Origin of the sequence: Mycobacterium aquaticum, from assembly GCF_002086485.1 — a bacterium.
In the GTDB taxonomy this organism is placed as follows: domain Bacteria; phylum Actinomycetota; class Actinomycetes; order Mycobacteriales; family Mycobacteriaceae; genus Mycobacterium; species Mycobacterium aquaticum.
On sequence record NZ_MVHF01000008.1, the window covers coordinates 179,746 to 203,593 of the forward strand.

Sequence of the window (23,848 nt, forward strand, 5' to 3'; positions counted from 1 at the left end):
GCCATTGTCGACTGGCAACATGCCGTTCGACGGCGCCTCGGGAGACGCAAAATTTAGATAACGATTTGGTAACAATACTGCTTTGATCTGCACTGTTGGCCCTACTCGGCCGTAACCACCTGCCAGCAGGATGTTTGTACCGAATACGTTCTGCCGCTGTCGAACGCGGTGTTACGTTGGTGACGGTTACCCACGCGTAGAACTCGCCAGTAACCAATCTGCGGAGAATTTGCCCGCCAGTTCTTATGACAGTCTTAGTACGGCAGGGATGCACGCCCACCGTCCGGTCCGAACCGGATGGGAGGCCATCCTTGGCCGGATTCGACGCTGAATCGCCGATGGCCTGACGCCCGGGGGACACCCTCTGGGACCCCGACAGACATGGCAGGCATACGGCCACCCGTACGCGACAACACCCCAGCAGCACCGAGGAGAAGCGCCAGTGACGATCTACGAACACGACCGAGTGTCCGCCGACCGGAACGACGAATCCGGATCCAACGGACGGGCGGCCGATTCCGCTCAGGCCCTCGTCGACCGCCTCAACGCTGGCGAGCCCTACGCGGTCGCCTTCGGCGGCCAGGGCAGCGCGTGGCTGGAGACCCTCGAAGAGCTGGTGTCCTCGGCTGGTATCGAGGCCGAGTTGGCGACCCTGGCCGGCGAGGCTGAGCTGATGCTCGAGCCGATTGCCGCCGAATTGGTCGTCGTCCGCCCCATCGGCTTCGAGCCGTTGCAGTGGGTCCGCGCGCTGGCCTCCGAGGAGCCGGTGCCTTCGGCCAAGCAGCTGACCTCGGCCGCGGTATCCGTGCCGGGCGTCCTGCTGACCCAGATGGCCGCCATCCGTGCGCTGGCCCGTCAGGGTATGGACCTGACCGCCACGCCGCCTGTAGCGGTTGTGGGGCACTCCCAGGGCGTGCTGGCCGTCGAGGCCCTCAAGGCCGCCGGCGCCAAGGACGTCGAACTGCTGGCACTGGCTCAGCTGATCGGTGCCGCGGGCACGCTCGTGGCCCGCCGTCGCGGTATCACCGTGCTCGGCGACCGTCCGCCGATGGTCTCGGTCACCAATGCCGAGCCCGAGCGCATCTACGAACTGCTCGAAGAGTTCTCCCAGGACGTCCGCACGGTGCTGCCGCCGGTGCTTTCCATCCGCAACGGCCGTCGTTCGGTCGTCATCACCGGCACGCCAGAGCAGCTGTCCCGGTTCGAGCTCTACTGCACCCAGATCGCCGAGAAGGAAGAGGCGGAGCGCAAGAGCAAAGTCCGCGGCGGCGCGGTCTTCGCGCCGATCTTCGATCCGGTTCAGGTCGAGGTCGGCTTCCACACCCCGCGGCTGTCCGACGGCATCGAGATCGTCGGTCGCTGGGCCGAGACCGTCGGCCTCGACGTCACGCTCGCCAAGGCGATGACCGAGGCGATCCTGGTCGAGCAGGTGGACTGGGTCGACGAGATCACCGAGGTGCACGAGGCAGGCGCCCGCTGGATCCTCGACCTGGGTCCCGGCGACATCCTCACCCGCCTCACCGCCCCCGTCATCCGCGGGCTCGGGGTGGGCATCGTGCCCGCCGCCACCCGTGGCGGCCAGCGCAACCTCTTCACCATCGGCGCGGTGCCCGAGGTGGCCCGCCCGTGGTCCAGCTACACCCCGACCCTGGTGACGCTGCCCGACGGCTCGGTCAAGCTGGAGACCAAGTTCACCCGGCTCACCGGACGCTCGCCGATCCTGCTCGCCGGTATGACCCCGACGACCGTCGACGCCAAGATCGTCGCGGCCGCCGCCAACGCAGGCCACTGGGCCGAGCTGGCCGGTGGTGGTCAGGTCACCGAGCCCATCTTCAACGACCGCGTGGCCGAGCTCACCACGCTGCTGGAGCCCGGCCGCGCGATCCAGTTCAACACCCTGTTCCTCGACCCGTACCTGTGGAAGCTTCAGGTCGGCGGCAAGCGGCTGGTTCAGAAGGCCCGGCAGTCCGGCGCCCCGATCGACGGCGTGGTCGTCAGCGCGGGCATCCCCGATCTGGAAGAGGCCGTCGAGCTGATCGACGAGCTCAACGACGCGGGCATCAGCCACGTGGTCTTCAAGCCCGGCACCGTCGAGCAGATCCGCTCGGTGATCCGCATCGCCGCCGAGGCACCCACCAAGCCGGTGATCGTGCACATCGAGGGCGGTCGCGCCGGTGGTCACCACTCGTGGGAGGACCTCGACGACCTCCTGCTGACCACCTACTCCGAGCTGCGCAGCCGCTCGAACATCACCATCTGCGTCGGCGGCGGCATCGGCACGCCTGAGCAGGCCGCCGAGTACCTGTCCGGCCGTTGGTCCGCCGGCCACGGCTACCCGCTGATGCCGGTCGACGGCATCCTCGTCGGCACCGCCGCGATGGCCGCTCTCGAGGCCACCACCAGCCCGCAGGTCAAGGAGCTGCTGGTCGCCACGCAGGGCACCGATCAGTGGGTCGGCGCCGGAAAGGCCCAGGGCGGCATGGCTTCCGGGCGCAGCCAGCTCGGTGCCGACATCCACGAGATCGACAACACCGCATCGCGTTGCGGCCGGCTGCTCGACGAGGTCGCCGGTGACGCCGACGCCGTCGCGGCCCGTCGCGACGAGATCATCGCGGCCATGGCCAACACCGCCAAGCCGTACTTCGGCGATGTTGCGGAGATGACCTACCTGCAGTGGCTGCGCCGCTACGTGGAGCTGGCCATCGGTGACGGCAACAGCACCGCCGACACCAAGCGCGAGCACTCGCCGTGGCTCGACATCACCTGGCGGGACCGCTTCGAGCAGATGCTCAAGCGGGCCGAGGCGCGTTTGCACGAACAGGATTTCGGCCCGATCGAGACGCTGTTCGACAACGAGGCGCTGCTGGAGGATCCCAAGGCCGCGCTGGCCGCTCTGGTCGGCGCCTACCCGGATGCCGCGTCGGTGCAACTGCACCCCGCCGACGTCCCGTTCTTCACCGAGCTGTGCAAGACGCTGGGCAAGCCGGTCAACTTCGTCCCGGTCATCGACAAGGACGTGCGCCGCTGGTGGCGCAGTGACTCGCTGTGGCAGGCACATGACGCCCGCTACTCGGCCGATCAGGTCTGCGTCATCCCCGGCACCGCCGCCGTCGCGGGTATCACCCGCGTCGACGAGCCCGTCGGTGAGCTGCTGGACCGCTTCGAGCAGGCCGCCGTCGACGAGGCGCTGACCGCTGGAGTCCAGCCGGTGCCGGTGCTGTCCCGTCGTGCCCATCGGGCCGGCGTCAGCGGCCCGCTCGCTGTGCTGCTCGACGCCCCCGACGTGCTGTGGGCCGGGCGTACCGCCACCAACCCGGTGCACCGCATCGCCCCGCCCGCCGACTGGCAGGTCAATGAGAATCGTTCGGCGACAAACGCTTCGACCGGAGCCCGGCTCGAGGTGCTCGACGAGACGCACGTCGTGCTCTCGGTGCCGCTCTCAGGCACCTGGATCGAGATCAAGTTCAGCCTGACCGACGCCGTGCGCAGCGGCGGCGCCCCGATCGTCTCCGTCGAGGACGCCTCGACCGCCATGCGGTCGGTGCTGGCCATCGCTGCCGGGGTCAGTGGCCCCGACGCGCTACCGCCGGTGGTCGACTCGACCGCCACCGTGACCGTCACCTGGGATCCCGAGCAGGTCGCCGATCACACCGGTGTGACCGCCACCTTCGGTGCCCCGCTGGCCCCGACGCTGACGGTGGTTCCCGACGCGCTGGTCGGCCGGTGCTGGCCCGCGGTGTTCGCCGCCATCGGTTCGGCGGTGACCGAGGACGGGTTCCCGGTCGTCGAGGGTCTGCTGAGCCTGGTGCATCTGGACCACGCCGCGCAGCTGCTCGCTCCGCTGCCAACCGAGAACGCCGAATTGACCGTCTCCGCAACGGCTTCGGCTGCCCACGACACCGAGGTCGGCCGGGTTGTCCCGGTTTCGGTGGTCGTCAAATCGGCTGACGGGACCGTCCTGGCCACGCTCGAAGAGCGTTTCGCCATCCGCGGTCGCACCGGCGATGCCGAGCTGACGGACCCGATCAAGGCCGGTGGCGCGATCTCCGACAACGCCACCGACACCCCGCGCCGTCGTCGCCGCGACGTCACCATCGGAGCACCGGTCGACATGCGGCCGTTTGCCGTGGTCTCCGGTGACCACAACCCGATCCACACCGATCGGGCCGCCGCCCTGCTCGCCGGGCTGGAATCGCCCATCGTGCACGGCATGTGGCTCTCGGCCGCGGCTCAGCACGTGGCCACCGCGACCGACGGCAAGCCGGCTCCGCCTGCCAAGCTGGTCGGCTGGACCGCCCGCTTCCTGGGCATGGTCAAGCCCGGTGACCAGGTCGACTTCCGCGTCGACCGCGTCGGAATCGACGTCGGCGCAGAGGTTCTCGAAGTGCAGGCGCGCATCGGCTCCGATCTGGTGATGTCGGCGACGGCTCGGCTGGCCGCACCCAAGACCGTCTACGCGTTTCCCGGCCAGGGCATTCAGCACAAGGGCATGGGCATGGAGGTCCGAGCCCGGTCCAAGGCGGCCCGCAAGGTGTGGGATTCGGCGGACAAGTTCACCCGCCAGACCCTCGGCTTCTCGGTGCTGCACGTGGTGCGGGACAACCCGACCAGCCTGATCGCCTCCGGCGTGCACTACCACCACCCGGACGGCGTGCTGTTCCTGACGCAGTTCACCCAGGTCGCCATGGCCACGGTGGCGGCGGCGCAGGTCGCCGAGATGCGTGAGCAGGGCGCCTTCGTCGAGGGTGCGATCGCCTGCGGTCACTCCGTCGGTGAGTACACCGCGCTGGCCTGCGTGTCCGGCGTGTACGAGCTCGAAGCGCTGCTCGAGGTGGTGTTCGCCCGCGGCGGCAAGATGCACGACATCGTCGAGCGTGACGCACAGGGCCGGTCGGACTACCGACTGGCCGCGATCCGGCCGTCGCAGATCGACCTCGACGACGCGGACGTCAAGGACTTCGTCGCCGAGATCGCCGAGCGCACAGGTGAATTCCTGCAGATCGTGAACTTCAACCTGCGTGGCTCGCAGTACGCGATCGCCGGTACGGTGCGCGGCCTGGAAGCGCTGGAGGAAGAGGTCGAGCGGCGTCGCGAGCTCTCGGGCGGTCGCCGGTCGTTCATCCTGGTGCCCGGCATCGACGTGCCGTTCCACTCCAGCGTGCTGCGGGTGGGCGTCGATGACTTCCGTCGCAGCCTCGAGCGCGTGATGCCCAGCGACAAGGATCCGTCGCTGATCGTCGGCAAGTACATCCCGAACCTGGTGCCCCGGCCGTTCACCCTGGACAAGGACTTCATCCAGGAGATCCGCGATCTGGTCCCGGCCGAGCCGCTCGACGAGATCCTCGCCGACTACGACACCTGGCGGAACGAGAAGCCCAAGGAGCTGTGCCGCAAGATCGTCATCGAGCTGCTGGCCTGGCAGTTCGCCAGCCCGGTGCGCTGGATCGAGACGCAGGACCTGCTGTTCATCGAGGAGGCCGCAGGCGGTCTCGGTGTCGAGCGGTTCGTCGAGATCGGCGTGAAGTCGGCCCCGACGGTCGCAGGCCTGGCCACCAACACGCTCAAGCTGCCCGAGTACTCGCACAGCACTGTCGAGGTGCTCAACAGCGAGCGGGACGCGGCCGTGCTGTTCGCCACCGACACCGATCCGGAACCGGAACCTGAGGTGGACGAGGCCCCCGCGGCTCCCGCCGCCGAAGCCGCTCCTGCGGCCGCTGCGGCAGCCCCGGCCCCGGTCGCCGCATCCGGTGGTCCGCGACCCGACGACATCACGTTCGATGCCGCCGACGCGACCGTGGCGCTCATCGCGCTCTCGGCCAAGATGCGCATCGACCAGATCGAGGCGCTGGACTCCATCGAGCACATCACCGACGGTGCCTCGTCACGCCGCAACCAGTTGCTGGTCGACCTGGGCTCCGAGCTGAACCTCGGCGCCATCGACGGTGCCGCGGAAGCCGATCTGGGCGCGCTGAAGGGACAGGTGAGCAAGCTCGCCCGTACCTACAAGCCGTTCGGTCCGGTGCTCTCGGATGCCATCAACGACCAGCTGCGGACCGTGTTCGGGCCGTCGGGCAAGCGTCCGGCCTACATCACCGAGCGCGTCACCAAGACCTGGGAGCTGGGTGCCGGTTGGGCCAAGCACGTCACTGTCGAGGTCGCGCTGGGAACCCGTGAGGGCAGCAGCGTGCGCGGTGGCGACCTGGGTGGTCTGCACCCGGGTGCACTGGCCGACGCTGCCAGCGTCGACAAGGTGATCGACGCGGCCGTGGCCGCGGTCGGCGCCCGACGCGGTGTGCCGGTGTCCCTGCCGTCGGCCGGCGGTGCCGGTGGCGGCGTGGTGGACTCGGCCGCGCTCAGCGAGTTCGCGGAGAAGGTCACCGGACGTGACGGCGTGCTGGCCGCGACGGCCCGGACCATCCTGGGGCAGCTCGGGCTCGACAACGCCGTCACCGCCCCTGAGGCGGCCACCGACGCCGAGCTGATCGACCTCGTGACCAGCGAACTCGGTTCGGACTGGCCGCGACTCGTGGCCCCGGCGTTCGACGCCAAGAAGGCCGTCGTGTTCGACGACCGGTGGGCCAGCGCCCGTGAGGACCTCGTCAAGCTGTGGCTGGCCGACGAGAACGAGATCGATGCGGATTGGCCGCGACTGTCCGAGCGCTTCGAAGGTGCCGGGCATGTGGTTGGTACGCAGGCGAATTGGTGGCAGGGCAAGGCTCTTGCCGCGGGTCGCAACGTGCATGCGTCGCTGTTCGGTCGCATCGCGGCCGGCGCCGAGAACCCGGGCACGGGCCGTTACCGCGACGAGATCGCGGTCGTGACCGGTGCGTCGAAGGGTTCGATCGCCTCCGCGGTGGTCGGGCAGCTGCTCGACGGCGGTGCCACCGTCATCGCCACCACCTCGCGCCTGGACGACGACCGGTTGGCCTTCTATAAGAAGCTCTATCGCGACAACGCCCGCTTCGGTGCCACGCTGTGGGTGGTCCCGGCCAACATGGCGTCCTACTCCGACATCGACAAGCTGGTGGAGTGGGTCGGTAGCGATCAGGTCGAAAGCCTTGGGCCGCAATCTATCCACCTCAAGGACGCGCAGACCCCGACGCTGCTGTTCCCGTTCGCCGCGCCCCGTGTTGCCGGTGATCTGTCGGAGGCCGGTTCGCGGTCCGAGATGGAGATGAAGGTGCTGCTGTGGGCCGTGCAGCGGCTCATCGGTGGGCTCTCCACGATCGGTGCCGAGCGGGACATCGCCTCGCGCCTGCACGTGGTGCTGCCGGGCTCGCCCAACCGTGGCATGTTCGGCGGTGACGGTGCCTACGGCGAGTCCAAGGCGGCACTCGACGCGCTGGTCAACCGCTGGAGCGCCGAGGCGTCGTGGGCCGAGCGGGTCACCCTGGCGCATGCGCTGATCGGTTGGACCAAGGGCACGGGCCTGATGGGTCACAACGACGCCATCGTCAGCGCCGTCGAAGAGGCGGGCGTGACCACCTACACCTCAGCGGAGATGGCAGCGATGCTGCTGGACCTGTGCACGGTGGAATCCAAGGTGGCCGCGGCGAATTCGCCGATCAAGGTGGACCTGACCGGTGGTCTGGGCGACATCAAGATCGACATGGCCGAGCTGGCGGCCAAGGCCCGCGAGGAAATGACCTCTGCGGCTGCGGATTCCGACGACGACACGGATGAGGGCATCATCGCCGCACTGCCGTCGCCGCCGCGCGGATACGCTCCGGCACCCGCGCCGGTCTTCGAAGACCTCGACGTGGACCCGGCCGATCTGGTGGTCATCGTCGGCGGTGCCGAACTCGGCCCGTACGGCTCGTCGCGTACCCGCTACGAGATGGAGGTCTCCGGCGAGCTGTCGGCGGCCGGTGTGCTGGAGCTGGCGTGGACGACCGGACTGGTCAAGTGGGAGGACGATCCCAAGGCCGGTTGGTACGACACCCAAACCGGTGAGCTGGTCGACGAATCGGAGATCGTGGAGCGTTACCACGACACCGTCGTCGAGCGCTGCGGCATCCGCGAGTTCGTCGACGACGGTGCGATCGATCCCGATCACGCCTCGCCGCTGCTGGTCAGCGTCTTCCTGGACAAGGACTTCTCGTTCGTCGTGTCCAGCGAGGCCGACGCCCGGGCGTTCGTGTCCTTCGACCCCGAGCACACCGTGGCCCGGCCGGTGCCGGACTCCGGCGACTGGCAGGTGATCCGCAAGGCGGGCACCGAGATTCGCGTTCCGCGTAAGACCAAGCTGTCGCGGACCGTCGGCGCCCAGATCCCCACCGGGTTCGACCCGACGGTGTGGGGCATCACCCCGGACATGGCGAGCTCCATCGACCGGGTGGCGCTGTGGAACATCGTGGCGACCGTGGATGCGTTCCTGTCCTCGGGCTTCACGCCGACCGAGCTGATGCGCTGGGTGCACCCGAGCCTGGTGGCCTCCACGCAGGGCACCGGCATGGGCGGCATGACCTCGATGCAGACCATGTACCACGGCAACCTGCTGGGCCGGGCCAAGCCGAACGACATCCTGCAGGAGGTGCTGCCGAACGTCGTTGCGGCACACGTCATGCAGTCCTACGTCGGCGGCTACGGCGCGATGGTCCACCCGGTCGGCGCCTGCGCCACCGCGGCCGTCTCGGTCGAGGAAGGTGTGGACAAGATCCGCCTCGGCAAGGCCGACCTGGTGGTGGCCGGCGGCTTCGACGATCTGACCCTGGAAGCCATCATCGGCTTCGGTGACATGGCGGCCACCGCCGACACCGAGATGATGCGGGCCAAGGGCATCAGCGACTCGAAGTTCTCCCGCGCCAACGACCGGCGCAGGCTCGGGTTCCTCGAGGCGCAGGGTGGTGGCACCATCCTGCTGGCTCGCGGTGACCTCGCCGCCAAGATGGGTCTGCCGGTGCTGGCCGTGGTCGGCTACGCGCAGAGCTTCGCCGACGGTGTGCACACCTCGATCCCGGCCCCTGGCCTGGGTGCCCTGGGTGCCGGCCGTGGCGGCAAGGACTCGGCGCTGTCGCGTTCGCTGGCCAAGCTGGGTGTGGGTGCCGACGACATCGCGGTGATCTCCAAGCACGACACCTCGACGCTGGCAAACGATCCCAACGAGACCGAGCTGCACGAGCGGCTGGCCGATTCGATGGGCCGCTCGGCGGGTGCGCCGCTGTTCATCGTCAGCCAGAAGTCGCTGACCGGGCACGCCAAGGGCGGCGCGGCCGTGTTCCAGATGATGGGTCTGTGCCAGATCCTGCGCGACGGCATCATCCCGCCGAACCGCAGCCTGGACTGCGTCGACGACGAGCTGGCCACCTCCGGCCACTTCGTCTGGGTGCGCGAGCCCCTGGACCTGCGCGGCAAGTTCCCGCTCAAGGCCGGCCTGGTGACCAGCCTCGGGTTCGGTCACGTGTCGGGTCTGGTCGCGCTGGTGCATCCGGAGGCGTTCATCGCGTCGCTGGATCCCGCTGAGCGGGAGGACTACCGCAAGCGGGCCGAGCAGCGCACGCTGGCCGGTCAGCGCCGGTTGGCCTCGGCCATCGCAGGTGGGCGTCCGATGTACGAGAAGCCTGCCGACCGCCGATTCGACCACGACGGGCCGGAGAAGCCTCAGGAAGCGGCCATGCTGCTCGACGCGGATGCCCGGCTCGGCGAAGGCGATCTGTATGTCCGCTAAGGTCGCTGCGTGGCGATAGTCGGAGTAGGCATCGATCTGGTTTCCATACCGGATTTCGCCGAGCAGGTTGATCGGCCAGGCACGGTTTTCGCCGAGACGTTCACGCCGGGTGAGCGCCGGGACGCCGCGGACAAGAGTTCGTCGGCGGCCCGGCACCTGGCGGCCCGGTGGGCCGCCAAAGAGGCGGTGATCAAGGCCTGGTCGGGCTCGCGGTTCTCCAAGCGTCCGGTGTTGCCGGAGGACATCCACCGCGACATCGAGGTGGTCACCGACATGTGGGGCCGCCCGAAGGTCCGGCTGTCGGGTGAGATCGCCCGGCACCTGGAGAACACCACCATCCATGTGTCGCTCACGCACGAGGCGGACACCGCTGCCGCCGTCGCGATCATCGAGGAGCCCTAGCCGTAGCTCCGCGAGTGTGCGCGCCTGCTGCCCGACACGCCGTGTCTGGTCAGCATTTCGCGCACGCTCGCTGGGCTTCACGGTGACGCTAGTGTCATCACCATGACTGACGTGGTGCAGCGGGTACAGCAGGTATTGCCGTCGGTGCGGGCCGATCTGGAGGATCTGGTTCGCATCCCCTCGGTGTGGGCCGACCCGGCCCGCCGCGACGAGGTGGCGCGCAGCGCCGAAGCCGTCGCAAAGTTGTTGTCCGATGCGGGTTTTCCCGATGTCAAGATCGTCAGCGAAGGCGGCGCGCCTGCCGTCATCGCGCACTACCCGGCCCCGCCGGGAGCGCCCACGGTCCTGCTGTACGCCCACCACGACGTGCAGCCCGAAGGCGATCCCGCTCAATGGAATTCCGCACCGTTCGAACCGCAGGAGCGCGACGGCCGGCTCTACGGTCGCGGCACCGCCGACGACAAGGCGGGTATCGCAACGCATCTGGCCGCGATCAGGGCTTTCGACGGCACGCCGCCGGTCGGAGTGACGGTGTTCGTCGAAGGGGAAGAAGAATCCGGTTCCCCGTCATTGGGGGCACTGTTGGACGCCCACCGTGATGCCTTGGCCGCCGACGTCATCGTCATCGCCGATTCGGACAACTGGAGCACCGAAACACCGGCGCTGACGGTGTCACTGCGAGGGCTCGCGGATTGCGTCGTCGAGGTCGCCACCCTGGACCACGGATTGCATTCGGGCCTGTGGGGCGGAGTGGTGCCGGACGCGCTGACCGTGTTGGTGCGGCTGCTGGCCAGCCTGCACGACGACGCGGGCAACGTCGCGGTCGCAGGCTTGCACGAGGCGTCCGCCGCAGACGTCGACCGCGGCGAGGGCTGGGTCCGCCAGGAATCCGGACTGCTCGACGGCGTGTCCGAAATCGGTTCGGGCTCAGTGGTCCAACGCATGTGGGCCAAGCCCGCCATCACGGTGATCGGTATCGACACCACGCCGATCGACAAGTCCTCGAACACCCTCATCCCGCGCGCCCGCGCCAAGATCAGCATGCGGGTGGCACCCGGCGGCGACGCTCGTGCGCACCTCGAGGCGCTGACGCGTCATCTCCAGGAACACACTCCATGGGGTGCGCAGGTGACGGTGACGCCTGGCGACGTCGGGCAGCCGTACGCGATCGACGCCAGCGGCCCGGTGTACGACGCGGCCCGCGCCGCGTTCCGGCAGGCCTGGGGCACCGATCCGGTCGACATGGGCATGGGTGGCTCGATCCCGTTCATCGCCGAGTTCGCCGCGGCGTTCCCCGCCGCGACGATCCTCGTGACCGGCGTCGAAGACCCCGCAACCCAGGCCCACAGCATCAACGAGAGCCTGCACCTCGGCGTGTTCGAGAAGGCGGCAACCGCCGAGGCGCTGCTTCTGGAGCGGCTCGGACAGCTAGACCGATAGGTCGCGGCGCAGCTTCGCGACGTGGCCGGTGGCCCGCACGTTGTACTGCGCGACGGCGATCTTGCCCTTCTCGTCGACGACGAAGGTCGAGCGGATCACGCCCTGAACGGTCTTGCCGTACATGGTCTTTTCGCCGTACGCGCCCCATTCGGTCAGCACCTTGCGGTCCGGATCCGACAGCAACGGGAACGTGAGGCCTTCGTTGTCGCGGAACTTCGCGAGCTTCTCGGGCTTGTCCGGCGAGATCCCGATCACGTCGAGACCGGCGCCGTTGAGTTCGGCGAGGCTGTCGCGGAAATCGCAGGCCTGCTTGGTGCAGCCCGGCGTGGACGCGGCAGGGTAGAAGTACACGATGACCTTGCGGCCCTTGTAGTCGGAAAGCTTGACGATGTTGCCATCGGCGTCAGGCAGGCTGAACGCGGGGGCGGTGGCACCCACCTCGAGACGCGGGGTTGGCGGCATGCGCGAAAATTCCCTTCTGGTCGACCGGTGCCGTTCAAACAGAGCAGGCTGATCTAGGGTAGTTCGGCAGGGCAGCACGACACGGAGCGGCTTGGAGGAGCACAGTGGCGAACCGGGACCCGGAGAGCATCAAGCGCGAGATCGATCAGGCTCGCGATCAGTTGGCGCTGACCGTCGACTCCCTGGCCGAGCGTGCGAATCCGCAACGGCTCGCCGACGACGCCAAGGCCGCGGTGATCGGATTCCTGCGCAAGCCCGCCGTGACGGCTTCGCTGGCCGGGGCAGGCCTGCTGGTGGTCTTCGTCGTCATCCGCCGAGTCAAGAACCGCTGACGGGCCGCACTGCGGTCCATCTGACGCGCCGCAATGCGGTGCGGGGTGATTCGCCGCTCAGCGGCGGCGGCCCGGCAGGAGCCAGTCTGCCAACGAGAAACCCGGCGGATTGGCGGTGCGGCCGAGGCGACTGCAGCTATGCACCATCAGCGGCCGTTGCGCAGCAACATCGGAACGATGCGAGGGGTGAGCATTGTCCGCACCGGCACTCGGGGGCATAGCTAACACCTCGCTTTCTCGCAATCAGCGCCGATGTCTCGTGATCTCGGCAGTTCAGCTAATTGCAGAGTATCAGCATTCTCACCCTCTGACCAGCGAATCAATGCACTGACGGTCGCCGAACAGTAACTATCGTCAGCGTCAACCAATTGTGGTACGGCCTGCCGCAAGGTGATGTTCGTCGTCCGTTAGCACAGTTTCGATGCCGGGCGATGAATCCGATCGAGGCTGGATGTACGCGGCTATTCGCAATCGCCAGCCGATTGCTGACAATGGGCAGTCGGGCGCCAGGTGTGGTTCGGCCACCGTTTCGCCCATCGTGATCGATTTTGCTGTGAGATTGCTCTGGGTCTGATGCTCGAGTTCAGAATTCTTCGTCCAGCTACATGAATCAGCGGCGTCAATTTGCATTTCCGCTGTTGCGCAAGGTAATTCCGCTGACTCTCCGGCGAACGGTGCCCGAAGCTCCGAGTGAATCCCGGGTGGGTCGTGAACGGCTGTTATTGCTCAAGTGGTTGCTACCGGGTGGGTCGCCAGCTAAGGTCAAATGCGAATCTTGGCCGGGGGAGACGCGCCGGGATTCGAGCGGAATCGCAACACGGGCCTGCCGTGTGACAAGGGGAGATCTGCAATGCAGCAAACATATTTGAGATTTGCCGGCATCATCGCAGTTGCCGCTACTGGCGCTCTTGGCGTCGGGTGTTCGAACAATTCCACGGGGTCGGGGAGCGAGACCAGCCGACCTGCCAGCGAAGCCACCACCGGAGCGGAATCCGGTACCGCGGCCCCGGGTGAGTCACATGCTCCTGGTGCCGAAGGAACCGCCACCCCTGGTGCGTCCGCCGAACCAGGCGCGCCCGGCAACGCAGGAACGCCGGGTGCCCCAGGCGCTCCCGGTGAGCCGGGCGCCCCGGGTGCACCGGGCGCTCCCGGCGGCCCCGCACCCGGCGCGCCGAATACCGGCCCTGCGGACAGCACCACGATCGTCACGCCCAACGGCTCATTCGTCGTGCAGGGCATCATCCTGCAGAAGTACAACGCGACCGGCGGCGCGAGCAGCCCGCTCGGCCTGCCGACAGCGAGTGAGGCGCCCGCACCCAACGGTGGTCAGTTCAGCACCTTCAACGGCGGTGCGATCTACTGGACGCCGCAGACCGGGGCGCACATCGTATGGGGCGGTATCCGGGACGCCTGGGAGCGCGACGGCGGCGCAGGCGGCCGCCTGGGGTACCCCACGTCGGACGAGGAGACGATCCCCGGCGGATGGCAGTCGCAGTTCCAACACGGAACCATCACCTACACCGACGGTCAGGCCAAGGTCGAGGCTCGCTGACCCGCTTCTGACATCTTCCGACGACTCGCATCGGTGCGCCAGTGGTGCCGGTGCGAGTCGCCGTTCACCCACCCATCTGGAGGTCACATGGCGCACGTGAGTGACGAAACCCTCAACGAGCTACGCCGAGAGCTCAACCGTTTCAAAAGTGAGCAGTACCGCGACCGCGGCTATGCCGCAGCCCATCTCGCCGGCGCTGTGGAAATGCTGCTGGAGGAAGCCGAGCAGAGTGTCGGCGAGCGCTATCACGCCGGTTGACGTCCGCAAACGAAAAAAGCCCCAGGGTTACTGGGGCTTTTCGTTTGTGCGCCGTCAGGGTTTCGAACCCCGGACCCGCTGATTAAGAGTCAGCTGCTCTACCAACTGAGCTAACGGCGCGCGCATGGAACGATAACAGGCCATGCGCCCAAGGTGAAATCCGCTGGTCCTGCTGGCTTGTTCGGGACCGTGCGTAAGCCGTCGATCGGACATTCCCTTAGACTATTGCCAGAATTCGTCGGTTTGCTGACGTCATGCGAGGTGGAGCGAGAAATGTGGCAGGTGCAGGCATTGACCCGGCCGGGGCGAAAACGGCTCCGCCGCGCGGCCGTTGCCCTGGCTCCGGCTGTGATCTTCGGCATATCGGCGTGCACGGGTGCCGTCTCGGCGCCGCCACCGCCCGTGATCGCCGACAAGGGCACGCCATTCGGCGATCTGCTGGTGCCGAGGGTGAATGCCTCGGTGACCGACGGAGCGGTCGGCGTGGCGGTCGACGCCCCGGTGACCGTCAGTGCGGAGAACGGCGTGCTGGGCAGCGTCAGCATGGCCGACGCCAACGGCACCCCGGTGGCGGGCAAGCTCAGCGCAGACGGCCTGACGTGGTCCAGTACTGATCCGCTCGACTTCAACGAGCGCTACACCCTCAGCGCTCAATCACTGGGTCTCGGTGGGGTGGCCAACCGGCGCATCACCTTCCAGACGCATTCCCCGGCGAACTTGACCATGCCCTATGTGCTGCCCAATGACGGCGAGGTCGTCGGCATCGGCCAACCCATCGCGGTGAGGTTCGACGAGAACATCACCGACCGGCTGGCCGCGCAGCGTGCCATCACCGTCAAGACCGAGCCGCCCGTCGAGGGCGCCTTCTACTGGCTGAGCAATCGTGAAGTGCGTTGGCGCCCAGCCACGTACTGGAAGCCCGGCACGGCGGTGGACGTGACCGTCAACACCTACGGTGTGCGGTTGGGGGATGGGCTGTTCGGACAGAAGAACGTCGCCAACCACTTCACCATCGGTGACGAGGTCATCGCGACCGCGGACGACAACACCAAGACGCTGACCATTCGGCGCAACGGCCAGGTCGTCAAGACCATGCCGATCTCGATGGGCAAGAACAGCACGCCGACCAACAACGGCACCTACATCATCGGCGATCGCTTCAGTCACCTGATCATGGATTCGTCGACCTACGGCGTTCCGGTCAACTCGCCCAACGGGTATCGCACCGAGGTCGACTTCGCCACCCAGATGTCCTACAGCGGCATCTATGTGCACGCGGCACCGTGGTCGGTGGGCAGCCAGGGCTACAGCAACACCAGCCACGGATGCTTGAACGTGAGCACCGCCAACGCCCGCTGGTTCTACGAGAACACCAAGCGGGGCGACATTGTCGAGGTGGCCAACACCGTCGGTCCGGTGTTGCCGGGCACCGAAGGCCTGGGCGACTGGAACATCCCCTGGGACCAATGGCGCGCCGGCAACGCCGGAACGTGACCTACTTGACCGAACGGTCCAGCGCGGCAAGCGATTCGACGAGGAAATCCTTGCCGAACGGGGGCATGCCGACCTGGTCACGGAAGCTCTGCGGCGTACCGGTCCAGTCGTAGGTCAGGGTGACGTCGGTGGCGTCGCCGTTGGGGGCCAGGTCATAGCGCCACCACCAGCCGCCCGGATTGTGCTTTCCGGCTTCGTCGAGCTGACCGGGAAACCACGCGATGGTGCGGTCCTTGTCGAATTCGCTGACCAGGTTGTGCATGATGTAATGCCCGCCGGCCTGCGGCAGGAACATGTTGATCGCGAAGATCTGCCCGGTGCCGGTGATGGGCTTCGGATCGATCGCGTCGCGCACCCAGTCCCCGGGCTCGGTGTCCTTGTGCCGGGCCGGATCCGACAGCACGGCGAAGACCGCCGTGGGTGCGGCGGCGATGGTGTGGGTGACGACGTAGCGCTCGGGTTCGGTCACTGGGATTCCTTTCCGTAGAAGCGGGCGATATCCGGGCTGTCGAGCCACCCCGAATAGGTGGGCCGTTTCGGCCACCCCTCGGGGGAGTCCTGCCACTGTTCCTGCCTGCCCCACGGCAGCAGGTCGATGAGCGCGAAGCTGTGGCTGAGCTGTTCGGTGCCGCGGCCGTTGGTGTGCCAGGTCCGGTAGACGGTATCCCCGTCGCGCAGAAACACATTCACGGCGAAGCCATCACCGGGAGCAGCATCCATATCGGTGCCGAACGAACTCTCCGACGACGAGTACCACTGCATCTTGTTGCCGACCTTGTCCCGGTAGGCCAGAGCCTCCTCGATGGGCCCGTTGGTGACAATGACGAAGCGGGCATCGTAGTTGTCGAGAAACTCCAACCGGGTGAACTGGGAGGTGAACCCTGTGCAGCCGCCGCACTGCCATTCGGCGCCGTCGGTCCACATGTGGTGGTAGGTGATGAGTTGCGAACGGCCCGCGAACACGTCGGCGAGCCGGACAGGTCCCTCGGCGCCGACGAGCGTGTATTCGGGCAGTTCGACCATGGGCAGGCGACGCCGCTCGGCGGCGATCGCGTCCAGTTCCCGGGTGGCGGCCTTCTCGCGGCGACGCAGGTCGCCCAGCGCAGCGCGCCAGGTCTGCTCGTCGACCACCGGTGGCATGGCTGTCGTCATCGGATGCTCCTTTGCTACGTGCTTTACACGACGCGGGTCTCTCGTATTGACCCGCCGCGCGTCCGGAACTCATCGCGCACGGTACTGTCCGACGGCGAAGGGTTACCTAACATCGGACGTCAGAAAGAGGGGGCAACCTGGATGAGTGGCCATCAACCGGATACCGCCGGGCTGCGACTTCTCGTGGTCGGCGCCTCCTCGGGCATCGGTCATGCCGTCGCGATCAGCGCCGCGGAGCGCGGAGCGAAGGTCGCGGTGGCGGCCCGCCGCGTCGAGCTGTTGACCTCGCTGGCCGAATCGATCGGCGGGTCGGCGTTCGAGCTCGACGTCGAAGACTCCGGGGCCATCACCCGCGTGGTCGACGCCGCGGCGCAGAGCCTCGGCGGGCTCGACGGTGTGGTGTTCACCAGCACGGTGGTGCCGTTCGCCTATGTCGAGGACACCGACGTCGCCACGTGGTTGCACGCGTTCAGCGTCAACACGGTCGGCGCCAACAACGTGCTGCGGGCCGCGCTGCCGCATCTGTCCGACAACGGCGTGATCCTGATCGCGTCGAGCCATGATGTGGGCCGGCCCCGCGCCGGGGTGGCTGCCTACGGCGCCAGCAAGGCCGCGCTCGACGAGATCCTGCACTCCTGGCGCAGTGAGCATCCCGAGCTCTCGATCCTGCGGGTCGGTATCGGCCCGACCGAGGACACCGAGATCCTGCGCGGCGCCGACCGCGATCTGCTGGCTCAGCTGTACGACTCGTGGGTTGAGCACGGCCAGTTGCCCAAGCGGATGTCGGCACTGCGCGACGTCGCCAACACCTTGGTATCCCTGGTCAGTACCGCACACGAAAACCCCAGTGTGGTACCGGAATTCGTGCAGTTGGCGCCGAGGATCCGACGGTCGGCGAAATCCGAAGCGGCACACTGACGGCTAGATCGGCGCCTGCCAGGTGATCAGGGCACGGCCGTAGAGCAGCCGCCGTACGGCCGCGCCGGGAAGTGCCTGACGGGCCTTGGCGCGCAACTGGCCGAACGTTTCCGGCGGAGGCCATTTGATGGGGGCCGAATGCTCCCATTTGCCCTTGGCGCGGTTGACGACGGCGCACGCCGCCCACGCCGGGACGTGCCAGGCGATTTCCCGCAGCGACGGCTTCACGAACGTCGTCACCGCGACCGTGCCGCCGGGACGGACCAGAGACGCGAACCGGCTGAGCGCGGCACCGCTGTCGTCGAAATGGTGCAGCGCGGCGTTGGACACCACCGCGTCGAATGCGTGCGCGGGCAGGTCTGTCGACATGACGTCGCCGTGGATCCAGTTGACCGGCGCGGCGGGGAAGCGGATCTGGGCCCGGTCGAGCACCGGTTCGTCGATGTCCACTGCCATCACGTCCGGCACCCGCTGGGCCAGCCGGGCGGCCAGGAAGCCATCGCCACACCCGACGTCGAGAACGGTGTGGGCATCCTGCGGGACCTTCGAATCGAGCAGTCCGTCGTAGTGAATGTTGATGTTCCACGGTTGGTTGTCCACTACTTCGTGGATACCAGGTTCTGTCGGGCGCTACCGGGGCTGGAACCAAAAACGCCGCCTACTTGCGTAGACGGCGTTCCCGGTATCGGGGTGGCTGACGGGACTCGAACCCGCGACAACCAGGATCACAACCTGGTGCTCTACCAACTGAACTACAGCCACCATCGCCGCTTTCGCCTTTCGGCACACGCGGCGTCGTAGATACTAGCCGCTCGGGCGCTGGAGTGCCGAATCGTTATCCCCGGCGTTGTCCGAATCCGGCCCCAGTGTGCTGGCCACGGCCGCAATATCGCTGGTAGACGGCCCGGGCGGGGCGACGAAGGCCGTCGCGCGGTAGTACTTCAATTCCCGGATCGACTCGTGGATGTCGGCCAGCGCGCGGTGTGCGAGGCCCTTTTCGGGCTGGCCGAAGTAGATCCGCGGGTACCAGCGCCTGCAGAGCTCCTTGATCGAGCTGACGTCGATCATCCGGTAGTGCAGGTAATCGTCGAGTTTGGGCATGTCGCGGGCGATGAAGCCACGGTCGGTCGCGATGGAGTTGCCGGCCAGGGGTGCGGTCTTGGCCTGTTTGACGTGGCCACGGATGTAATCGAGCACCATCTCCTCGGCGGTCGCCACGTCGACGGTGGAGGCGCGGACCTCTTCGATGAGCCCCGACCGGGTGTGCATCTGGGTCACGATGTCCACCATCGAGTCCAGCGCCGCGTCGTCGGTATGGATGACGACGTCCAAGCCGTCACCCAGGATGTTCAGGTCCGCATCGGTGACCAGCACCGCGATCTCGATGAGCCGGTCGTTCTTGAGGTCGAGGCCGGTCATCTCGCAGTCGATCCACACCAGTTCGTCTCGCACGAAGGTCCACAGTATGCCCAATCCCGACAAGCGGTCGTCCGCACCCACCACGCAGGCGGATTGCCCAGTAGTGTCAGGTCCCGATTGGCTCGTTCGCGTATACGGGAGGACCGCGGCATGACCACCGAATCGACAGCAACCCCCGCGCAGCAGATCGCCGCCGGCTACGCCGTCGGGGGACAGGCGTTGGAGCTCGGGACGGTGGTCGTCGACGGGACCGTCGACCCGGGCGCTCAGATCCGCATCCCGCTCGCGACGATCAACCGGCACGGGTTGATCGCGGGTGCCACGGGCACCGGCAAGACCAAGACCCTGCAGGTGATCGCCGAGCAGCTGTCGGCGGCCGGGGTGCCGGTCGTGATGGCCGATGTGAAGGGTGACCTGTCGGGGTTGTCGAAGCCGGGGGAGGCGGGCGACAAGACCGCGCAGCGCGCCAAGGACACCGGTGACGACTGGGCCCCGACTGCGTTCCCGACGGAGTTTCTGTCGCTGGGCACATCGGGTGTCGGGGTGCCGGTGCGGGCGACGATGACCAGCTTCGGCCCGATCCTGCTGTCAAAGGTGTTGGGCCTCAACGCAACCCAAGAATCGACGCTCGGCCTGATCTTCCACTGGGCCGATCAGAAGGGGCTGTCGCTGCTGGATCTGAAGGATCTGCGGGCAGTCATCCAGTACCTCACCAGCGACGACGGCAAGCCCGAGCTCAAGGCGCTCGGCGCGGTGTCGCCTGCCACGGCCGGGGTGATCCTGCGAGCGTTGGTGAACCTGGAGGCCGAAGGCGGCGACACCTTCTTCGGCGAGCCTGAGCTGGAACCGAAGGACCTGATGCGCGTCGACGCCCAGGGCCGTGGCGTCATCACGCTGCTGGAACTGGGCGCGCAGGCGGCGCGTCCGGCACTGTTCTCCACCTTTTTGATGTGGGTGCTGGCCGACCTGTTCACGACGCTGCCGGAGATCGGTGACGTCGACAAGCCCAAGTTGGTGTTCTTCTTCGACGAGGCGCATCTGCTGTTCGCCGACGCGTCGAAGGCGTTCCTTGATCAGGTCGAGCAGACGGTCAAGCTGATCCGTTCCAAGGGGGTCGGGGTGTTCTTCTGTACCCAGTTGCCCACCGATGTGCCCAACGATGTGCTGTCTCAGCTGGGTGCGCGCGTGCAGCATGCGCTGCGGGCCTTCACGCCCGACGATCAGAAGGCGCTGTCCAAGACAGTGCGCACCTATCCCAAGACCGATGTCTACGACCTGGAGAAGGCGCTGACGTCGCTGGGTATCGGTGAGGCGATCGTGACGGTGCTCTCCGAGCAGGGCGCGCCGACGCCGGTGGCCTGGACAAGGATGCGGGCGCCGCGCTCGTTGATGGGCGCCATCGGCGACGACGCGATCAAGGCGGCCGCGCAGGCCAGCCAGCTGCAGGCGACCTACGGGCAGACCGTGGACCGCGAGTCGGCCTACGAGATCCTCAACGCCAAGCTGAACGCCGTCCCTGCGCCGGAGGAGGGCGATGCCGGTGGCTTCGCCGGTGTCGAGGCGTCCGGTGAGGTGGAACCGATGCCCGCGCCGGCTCAGCGTGCCGAGCCTGGCATCGTCCAGCAGGTGCTGGCGAGCTCGGCGTTCAAGAGCGCGTTGCGTTCGGCGGCCACGGTCGCCGGGCGGGAGATCACCCGCAGCATCTTCGGCGTCGGCCGCCGCCGCTGATGTGCGCCGATTTCGACGTAAGGGTCGTGATCTGAGTCGATCAACAACCTTGGCGTCGAAATCGGCGGCACGCGGAAACTAGTCGCCGCCCAGCTTCTTGTAAACGGCACCGACGATCGGTGTGACGATGGCGCGCGGGGCGTAGCCGCTGGCCACCGACATGGCCTTGGACGTGACACCGGGCACGACGCGCATCTTGTTGTGCTCCAAGCCATCCAGTGACAGCTTCGCGGTGTACTCGGTGGAGATCCACAGGAAATCGGGGATCAGCCGTTCGACCAGTGACTGCTCGGACGGATCGGGCAGCTCGGTGCGCACGGGCCCGGGCGCCAGTACGGTGACGTGCACGCCGGCGCCTTTCACCTCGCCGCGGAGCGACTCGCTGAAGGTGTTCGCGAAGGCCTTGGTGGCCGCGTAGGTAGCGTTGTTGGGAATCGGCGAATTGCCTGCCGCCGAACCGGAAATCAGGATTCCGCCGGCTCCGCGTTTGACCATGCCCGGCAGAACTGCGAGGACGAGGTCGTGCACGCCGAGGACATTGAGTTGAACCTGCGCCTTTTCGCCTGCGGGGTCGAGGTTGACGACGGGGCCGAACGTCGCCGTGCCCGCGTTGGCGCACAGGATCGAGATCTCGCGGGACGCCAGCTCGTCGCACAGCGTCGCCCGGGCCGCCGGGTCCGCGAGGTCGACACCGCGTACCTCGACGGTCACGCCATAGCGCTCGGTGAGTCGCTGCGCCAACGTGTTCAGCACGTCCTCGCGCCGTGCGGTGATGATGAGGTGGTGTCCGCGGGCGGCGAGTTCGGTGGCCAACGCCTCGCCGATGTTCTGCGAGGCGCCGGTGACTACGGCGCGGGCGTCCGGACTGGGTGCGGGAACTGGCATGGGGCTCATCCTAGAAGTAGCCAGGAGCCATAAAGTGTCGGTCATGATCAACCCCAGGCGGGCGCGGGTGGTCGCGTGGGCCTTGTGGGACTGCGGCGCGACGGGCCTCAACGCGATCGTCGTCACCTTCGTTTTCTCGGTGTACCTGACCGGCAGCGTCGGGGCGGGCCTGCCCGGTGACACGACGCCGGCGAGCTGGTTGGGCCGGGCCATGACTGTCGCGGGTCTGGTGGTGGCGCTGTTGGCGCCTGCCACCGGAATCTGGGTCGACGCGCCCCAGCGCAGGCGCCGGGTGCTGGCGGTGATGACCGGCGCGGCGGTGGTCTTGACCTCGGCGATGAGCCTGATCCGCGACGACAACCGCTACCTCTTACCGGGCTTGGTGTTGTTGGCGTGTACGGCGGCCTGCAACGAGCTCGCCACCGTGCCCTACAACGCCATGCTGCGGCAACTGTCCACACCGGAGACCTCGGGGCGGATCTCGGGATTGGGCCTGGCGCTGGGGTACGGCGGCAGCGTCGTGCTCTTGCTGCTGGCCTATGCCGGGTTCATCGCCGGTAACGGCGACACCCGTGGGTTGCTCGACATCCCGGCCCAGGACGGTCAGAACGTCCGGGCGGTGATGCTGCTCACCGCGGCGTGGTTCGTGCTGTTCGCGCTGCCGATATTCGTGGTGGTGCCGAGGGTGACCGACGCGCCACCGGTCGAACGCGTGGGCCTCTTCGGTGCCTATCGCAAGCTGTGGGACGAGATCCGCAGTGAGTGGCGTCGCGATCACAACGTCGTCTACTACCTGCTGGCGAGCGCGGTGTTCCGCGACGGGCTGGCCGGCGTGTTCGCGTTCGGCGCTGTGCTCGGCGTCAACGCCTACGGCGTGTCCGAAGCCGACGTGCTCCTGTTCGGCATGAGTGCGTGTGTGATCGCGGCGTTCGGGTCCGTCGTCGGCGGCATGCTCGACGACCGGGTCGGTTCCAAGCCGGTCATCGTCGGTTCGTTGGCGTGCCTGATCGCGGTGGGTCTGACCCTGCTGTCCCTGTCCGGTCCGGTGGCCTTCTGGGTGTGCGGCCTGCTGCTGTGCCTGTTCATCGGTCCGACTCTGTCGTCTGCGCGCACGATGATGTTGCGGATCTCCGCCGAGGGCAAGGAAGGCGTGGCGTTCGGCCTCTACACGACGACCGGGCGTGCCGTGTCGTTCCTGGCGCCGTGGCTGTTCTTCACGTTCATCGACGCGTTCGGCGCGGACCGGGCCGGCATGGGCGGGCTGTGCCTGGTGCTGGCGATCGGCCTGGCGGCCATGCTGGCCGTGCGCACGCCGCAGCACGTGCACGACCCGGTGTGAGCGCGCAGGTCAGGGCGCCGCGCCGGCACACACCGTCAGGCCGGTCCCGGTGCGCTGCACGGTCTGCACCCCGTTGACGGTCACCGAGCAGCTGATCTGCGGGCCGAAGTTGATGATCGTGATGCTCGCGCTCTGGGAGGCCGGCTGCGGCAGCTCGACCTGCTTGCTCCACGGCAGCATCACGTTGAATTCCGTCTGCAGCATGTTGCCGGTGTCGATGTAGGTGATGTTGATCGCCCGGCCCTCTCCGGTGACCGAGTAGGTCACGGTGTCGGTGGCGCCCGGCGCCGACGATGTCGTGGGCGAGGTCGGCGTGGTGATCGGTGGTGCCACGGTCGGACTCGGAGTGCGCGACGTCGTGGTCGGTGTGCTGCGGGTGGTGGTCGCGCTGGGCTGCGGGCTCACCGGTGGGGCGACGACGGTTTCCTGCTGCGAGCTGTTGATGATGACCAGGGCGATCACCAGGCCGACGACGAGCAGCACCGCCACTGCCGCGAGGATCCACAGCCACATCCGCGGCCCGTCGTCGTCAGGCTCCGGCTCAGGCGGCTGACCCGGCGGCGGGTAGCCCGTGCCGTACTGGCCGGTTGCATTGGGGCCGTACCCATAGGAAGGGTAGGGGGGCAGCTGCTGGGTCGGATTCGACATCGAGTTCGGCACGGCAGGGTAACCGGGTGGCTGGTACGGAGGCTGGTCGGCGTAGGCCGGCTCCGGATAGTCCACCGGGTATCCGCTGCCGAGCGGTTGGGTCGGATCAGAACCCTCGCGGCGTGGTGAATCGGTCATGCCCACCTCATGGC

Annotated in this window: 16 protein-coding genes, 2 tRNA genes and 1 pseudogene; 10 read left to right on the forward strand and 9 right to left on the reverse strand. The window is 67.5% G+C overall.

Annotated features, from left to right (window positions below; genetic code table 11):
- Nucleotides 1-442 precede the first annotated feature (442 nt).
- From BST13_RS11430 to BST13_RS11440, 3 genes and pseudogenes are all read left to right on the forward strand, one after another.
- Nucleotides 443-9,667, forward strand: coding sequence for a type I polyketide synthase (locus BST13_RS11430; RefSeq protein WP_083163789.1), 9,225 nt, complete (start codon nt 443-445; stop codon nt 9,665-9,667).
- A 9-nt stretch (nt 9,668-9,676) separates the two neighbouring features.
- A complete protein-coding gene (gene acpS, locus BST13_RS11435; protein ID WP_029371973.1) occupies nt 9,677-10,069 on the forward strand; it encodes a holo-ACP synthase AcpS in 393 nt (130 codons plus the stop codon).
- A 102-nt stretch (nt 10,070-10,171) separates the two neighbouring features.
- A pseudogene (locus BST13_RS11440) lies at nt 10,172-11,523 on the forward strand (M20/M25/M40 family metallo-hydrolase); the annotation flags it as partial.
- Here BST13_RS11440 and bcp read toward each other — a convergent pair.
- Complete coding sequence (gene bcp / locus BST13_RS11445) at nt 11,498-11,971, reverse strand: thioredoxin-dependent thiol peroxidase (protein ID WP_083163795.1); 474 nt, start codon at nt 11,969-11,971, stop codon at nt 11,498-11,500. The pseudogene BST13_RS11440 and the gene bcp sit on opposite strands and share 26 nt — an antisense overlap.
- Nucleotides 11,972-12,075: 104 nt before the next feature.
- On the opposite strand from bcp, the gene BST13_RS11450 reads away from it, so the two are divergent.
- From BST13_RS11450 to BST13_RS38240, 3 genes are all read left to right on the forward strand, one after another.
- A complete protein-coding gene (locus tag BST13_RS11450) occupies nt 12,076-12,303 on the forward strand; it encodes a DUF3618 domain-containing protein (protein WP_029371977.1) in 228 nt (75 codons plus the stop codon).
- A gap of 850 nt (nt 12,304-13,153) precedes the next feature.
- The gene (locus BST13_RS11455) at nt 13,154-13,855 is read left to right on the forward strand and encodes an LGFP repeat-containing protein (protein WP_083163797.1); all 702 of its coding nucleotides are present in this window, start codon (nt 13,154-13,156) and stop codon (nt 13,853-13,855) included.
- Nucleotides 13,856-13,942: 87 nt separating this feature from the next.
- Complete coding sequence (locus BST13_RS38240; protein WP_170064277.1) at nt 13,943-14,113, forward strand: hypothetical protein; 171 nt, start codon at nt 13,943-13,945, stop codon at nt 14,111-14,113.
- Nucleotides 14,114-14,160: 47 nt separating this feature from the next.
- On the opposite strand, the gene BST13_RS11460 is transcribed toward BST13_RS38240, so the two are convergent.
- Nucleotides 14,161-14,233, reverse strand: a tRNA-Lys gene (locus BST13_RS11460).
- 153 nt (nt 14,234-14,386) lie between these two features.
- Here BST13_RS11460 and BST13_RS11465 point away from each other — a divergent pair.
- Nucleotides 14,387-15,607: a L,D-transpeptidase gene (locus BST13_RS11465; RefSeq protein ID WP_083163800.1), complete on the forward strand. Its 1,221-nt coding sequence runs from the start codon at nt 14,387-14,389 to the stop codon at nt 15,605-15,607.
- Nucleotide 15,608: 1 nt separating this feature from the next.
- On the opposite strand, the gene BST13_RS11470 is transcribed toward BST13_RS11465, so the two are convergent.
- Both BST13_RS11470 and BST13_RS11475 read right to left on the reverse strand, forming a co-directional pair.
- Nucleotides 15,609-16,076: an SRPBCC family protein gene (locus BST13_RS11470; protein WP_083163802.1), complete on the reverse strand. Its 468-nt coding sequence runs from the start codon at nt 16,074-16,076 to the stop codon at nt 15,609-15,611.
- A complete protein-coding gene (locus BST13_RS11475; protein ID WP_083163804.1) occupies nt 16,073-16,759 on the reverse strand; it encodes a DUF899 domain-containing protein in 687 nt (228 codons plus the stop codon). Before BST13_RS11475 ends, BST13_RS11470 begins: the two co-directional genes overlap by 4 nt.
- 141 nt (nt 16,760-16,900) lie before the next feature.
- Between BST13_RS11475 and BST13_RS11480 the strand changes: the two genes are divergently transcribed.
- Entirely contained in the window at nt 16,901-17,677 is a 777-nt protein-coding gene (locus BST13_RS11480; RefSeq protein WP_083163806.1) for an SDR family oxidoreductase, read from the forward strand.
- 3 nt (nt 17,678-17,680) lie between these two features.
- Here BST13_RS11480 and BST13_RS11485 read toward each other — a convergent pair whose 3' ends face one another.
- The 3 genes from BST13_RS11485 to orn all read right to left on the reverse strand — a co-directional run bounded on the left by BST13_RS11485 (nt 17,681) and on the right by orn (nt 19,129).
- Nucleotides 17,681-18,277, reverse strand: coding sequence for a class I SAM-dependent methyltransferase (locus BST13_RS11485; protein WP_083163808.1), 597 nt, complete (start codon nt 18,275-18,277; stop codon nt 17,681-17,683).
- Nucleotides 18,278-18,366: 89 nt separating this feature from the next.
- Nucleotides 18,367-18,439 (reverse strand) — tRNA-His (locus tag BST13_RS11490).
- A gap of 42 nt (nt 18,440-18,481) precedes the next feature.
- Nucleotides 18,482-19,129 carry an oligoribonuclease gene (gene orn, locus BST13_RS11495; RefSeq protein WP_083163917.1) on the reverse strand — a complete coding sequence of 216 codons (648 nt, stop codon included), beginning with the start codon at nt 19,127-19,129 and terminating at the stop codon, nt 18,482-18,484.
- 117 nt (nt 19,130-19,246) lie between these two features.
- Here orn and BST13_RS11500 point away from each other — a divergent pair, with 117 nt between their 5' ends.
- The gene (locus BST13_RS11500) at nt 19,247-20,824 is read left to right on the forward strand and encodes a helicase HerA-like domain-containing protein (protein ID WP_083163810.1); all 1,578 of its coding nucleotides are present in this window, start codon (nt 19,247-19,249) and stop codon (nt 20,822-20,824) included.
- Nucleotides 20,825-20,902: 78 nt separating this feature from the next.
- Here the strand turns inward: BST13_RS11500 and cmrA are convergent, their stop codons facing one another.
- Nucleotides 20,903-21,709 (reverse strand): mycolate reductase, encoded by an 807-nt coding sequence (gene cmrA, locus BST13_RS11505; protein WP_083163921.1) that lies wholly within the window; start codon nt 21,707-21,709, stop codon nt 20,903-20,905.
- Between the two features lie 43 nt (nt 21,710-21,752).
- Here cmrA and BST13_RS11510 point away from each other — a divergent pair, with 43 nt between their 5' ends.
- Nucleotides 21,753-23,048, forward strand: coding sequence for an MFS transporter (locus BST13_RS11510; RefSeq protein ID WP_083163812.1), 1,296 nt, complete (start codon nt 21,753-21,755; stop codon nt 23,046-23,048).
- A gap of 9 nt (nt 23,049-23,057) precedes the next feature.
- Here BST13_RS11510 and BST13_RS11515 read toward each other — a convergent pair whose 3' ends face one another.
- Nucleotides 23,058-23,834 (reverse strand): MmpS family transport accessory protein, encoded by a 777-nt coding sequence (locus BST13_RS11515; RefSeq protein WP_083163923.1) that lies wholly within the window; start codon nt 23,832-23,834, stop codon nt 23,058-23,060.
- Nucleotides 23,835-23,848: the final 14 nt, after the last annotated feature.

Excerpts from the sequence above, each read along its gene's own strand:
- bcp (WP_083163795.1), bottom strand. The coding sequence starts at position 11,971 with ATGCCGCCAACCCCGCGTCTCGAGGTGGGTGCCACCGCCCCCGCGTTC.
- BST13_RS11455 (WP_083163797.1), top strand. The coding sequence starts at position 13,154 with ATGCAGCAAACATATTTGAGATTTGCCGGCATCATCGCAGTTGCCGCT.
- BST13_RS38240 (WP_170064277.1), top strand. The coding sequence starts at position 13,943 with ATGGCGCACGTGAGTGACGAAACCCTCAACGAGCTACGCCGAGAGCTC.
- BST13_RS11465 (WP_083163800.1), top strand. The coding sequence starts at position 14,387 with ATGTGGCAGGTGCAGGCATTGACCCGGCCGGGGCGAAAACGGCTCCGC.
- BST13_RS11475 (WP_083163804.1), bottom strand. The coding sequence starts at position 16,759 with ATGACGACAGCCATGCCACCGGTGGTCGACGAGCAGACCTGGCGCGCT.
- BST13_RS11480 (WP_083163806.1), top strand. The coding sequence starts at position 16,901 with ATGAGTGGCCATCAACCGGATACCGCCGGGCTGCGACTTCTCGTGGTC.
- BST13_RS11500 (WP_083163810.1), top strand. The coding sequence starts at position 19,247 with ATGACCACCGAATCGACAGCAACCCCCGCGCAGCAGATCGCCGCCGGC.
- cmrA (WP_083163921.1), bottom strand. The coding sequence starts at position 21,709 with ATGCCAGTTCCCGCACCCAGTCCGGACGCCCGCGCCGTAGTCACCGGC.
- BST13_RS11510 (WP_083163812.1), top strand. The coding sequence starts at position 21,753 with ATGATCAACCCCAGGCGGGCGCGGGTGGTCGCGTGGGCCTTGTGGGAC.
- BST13_RS11515 (WP_083163923.1), bottom strand. The coding sequence starts at position 23,834 with ATGACCGATTCACCACGCCGCGAGGGTTCTGATCCGACCCAACCGCTC.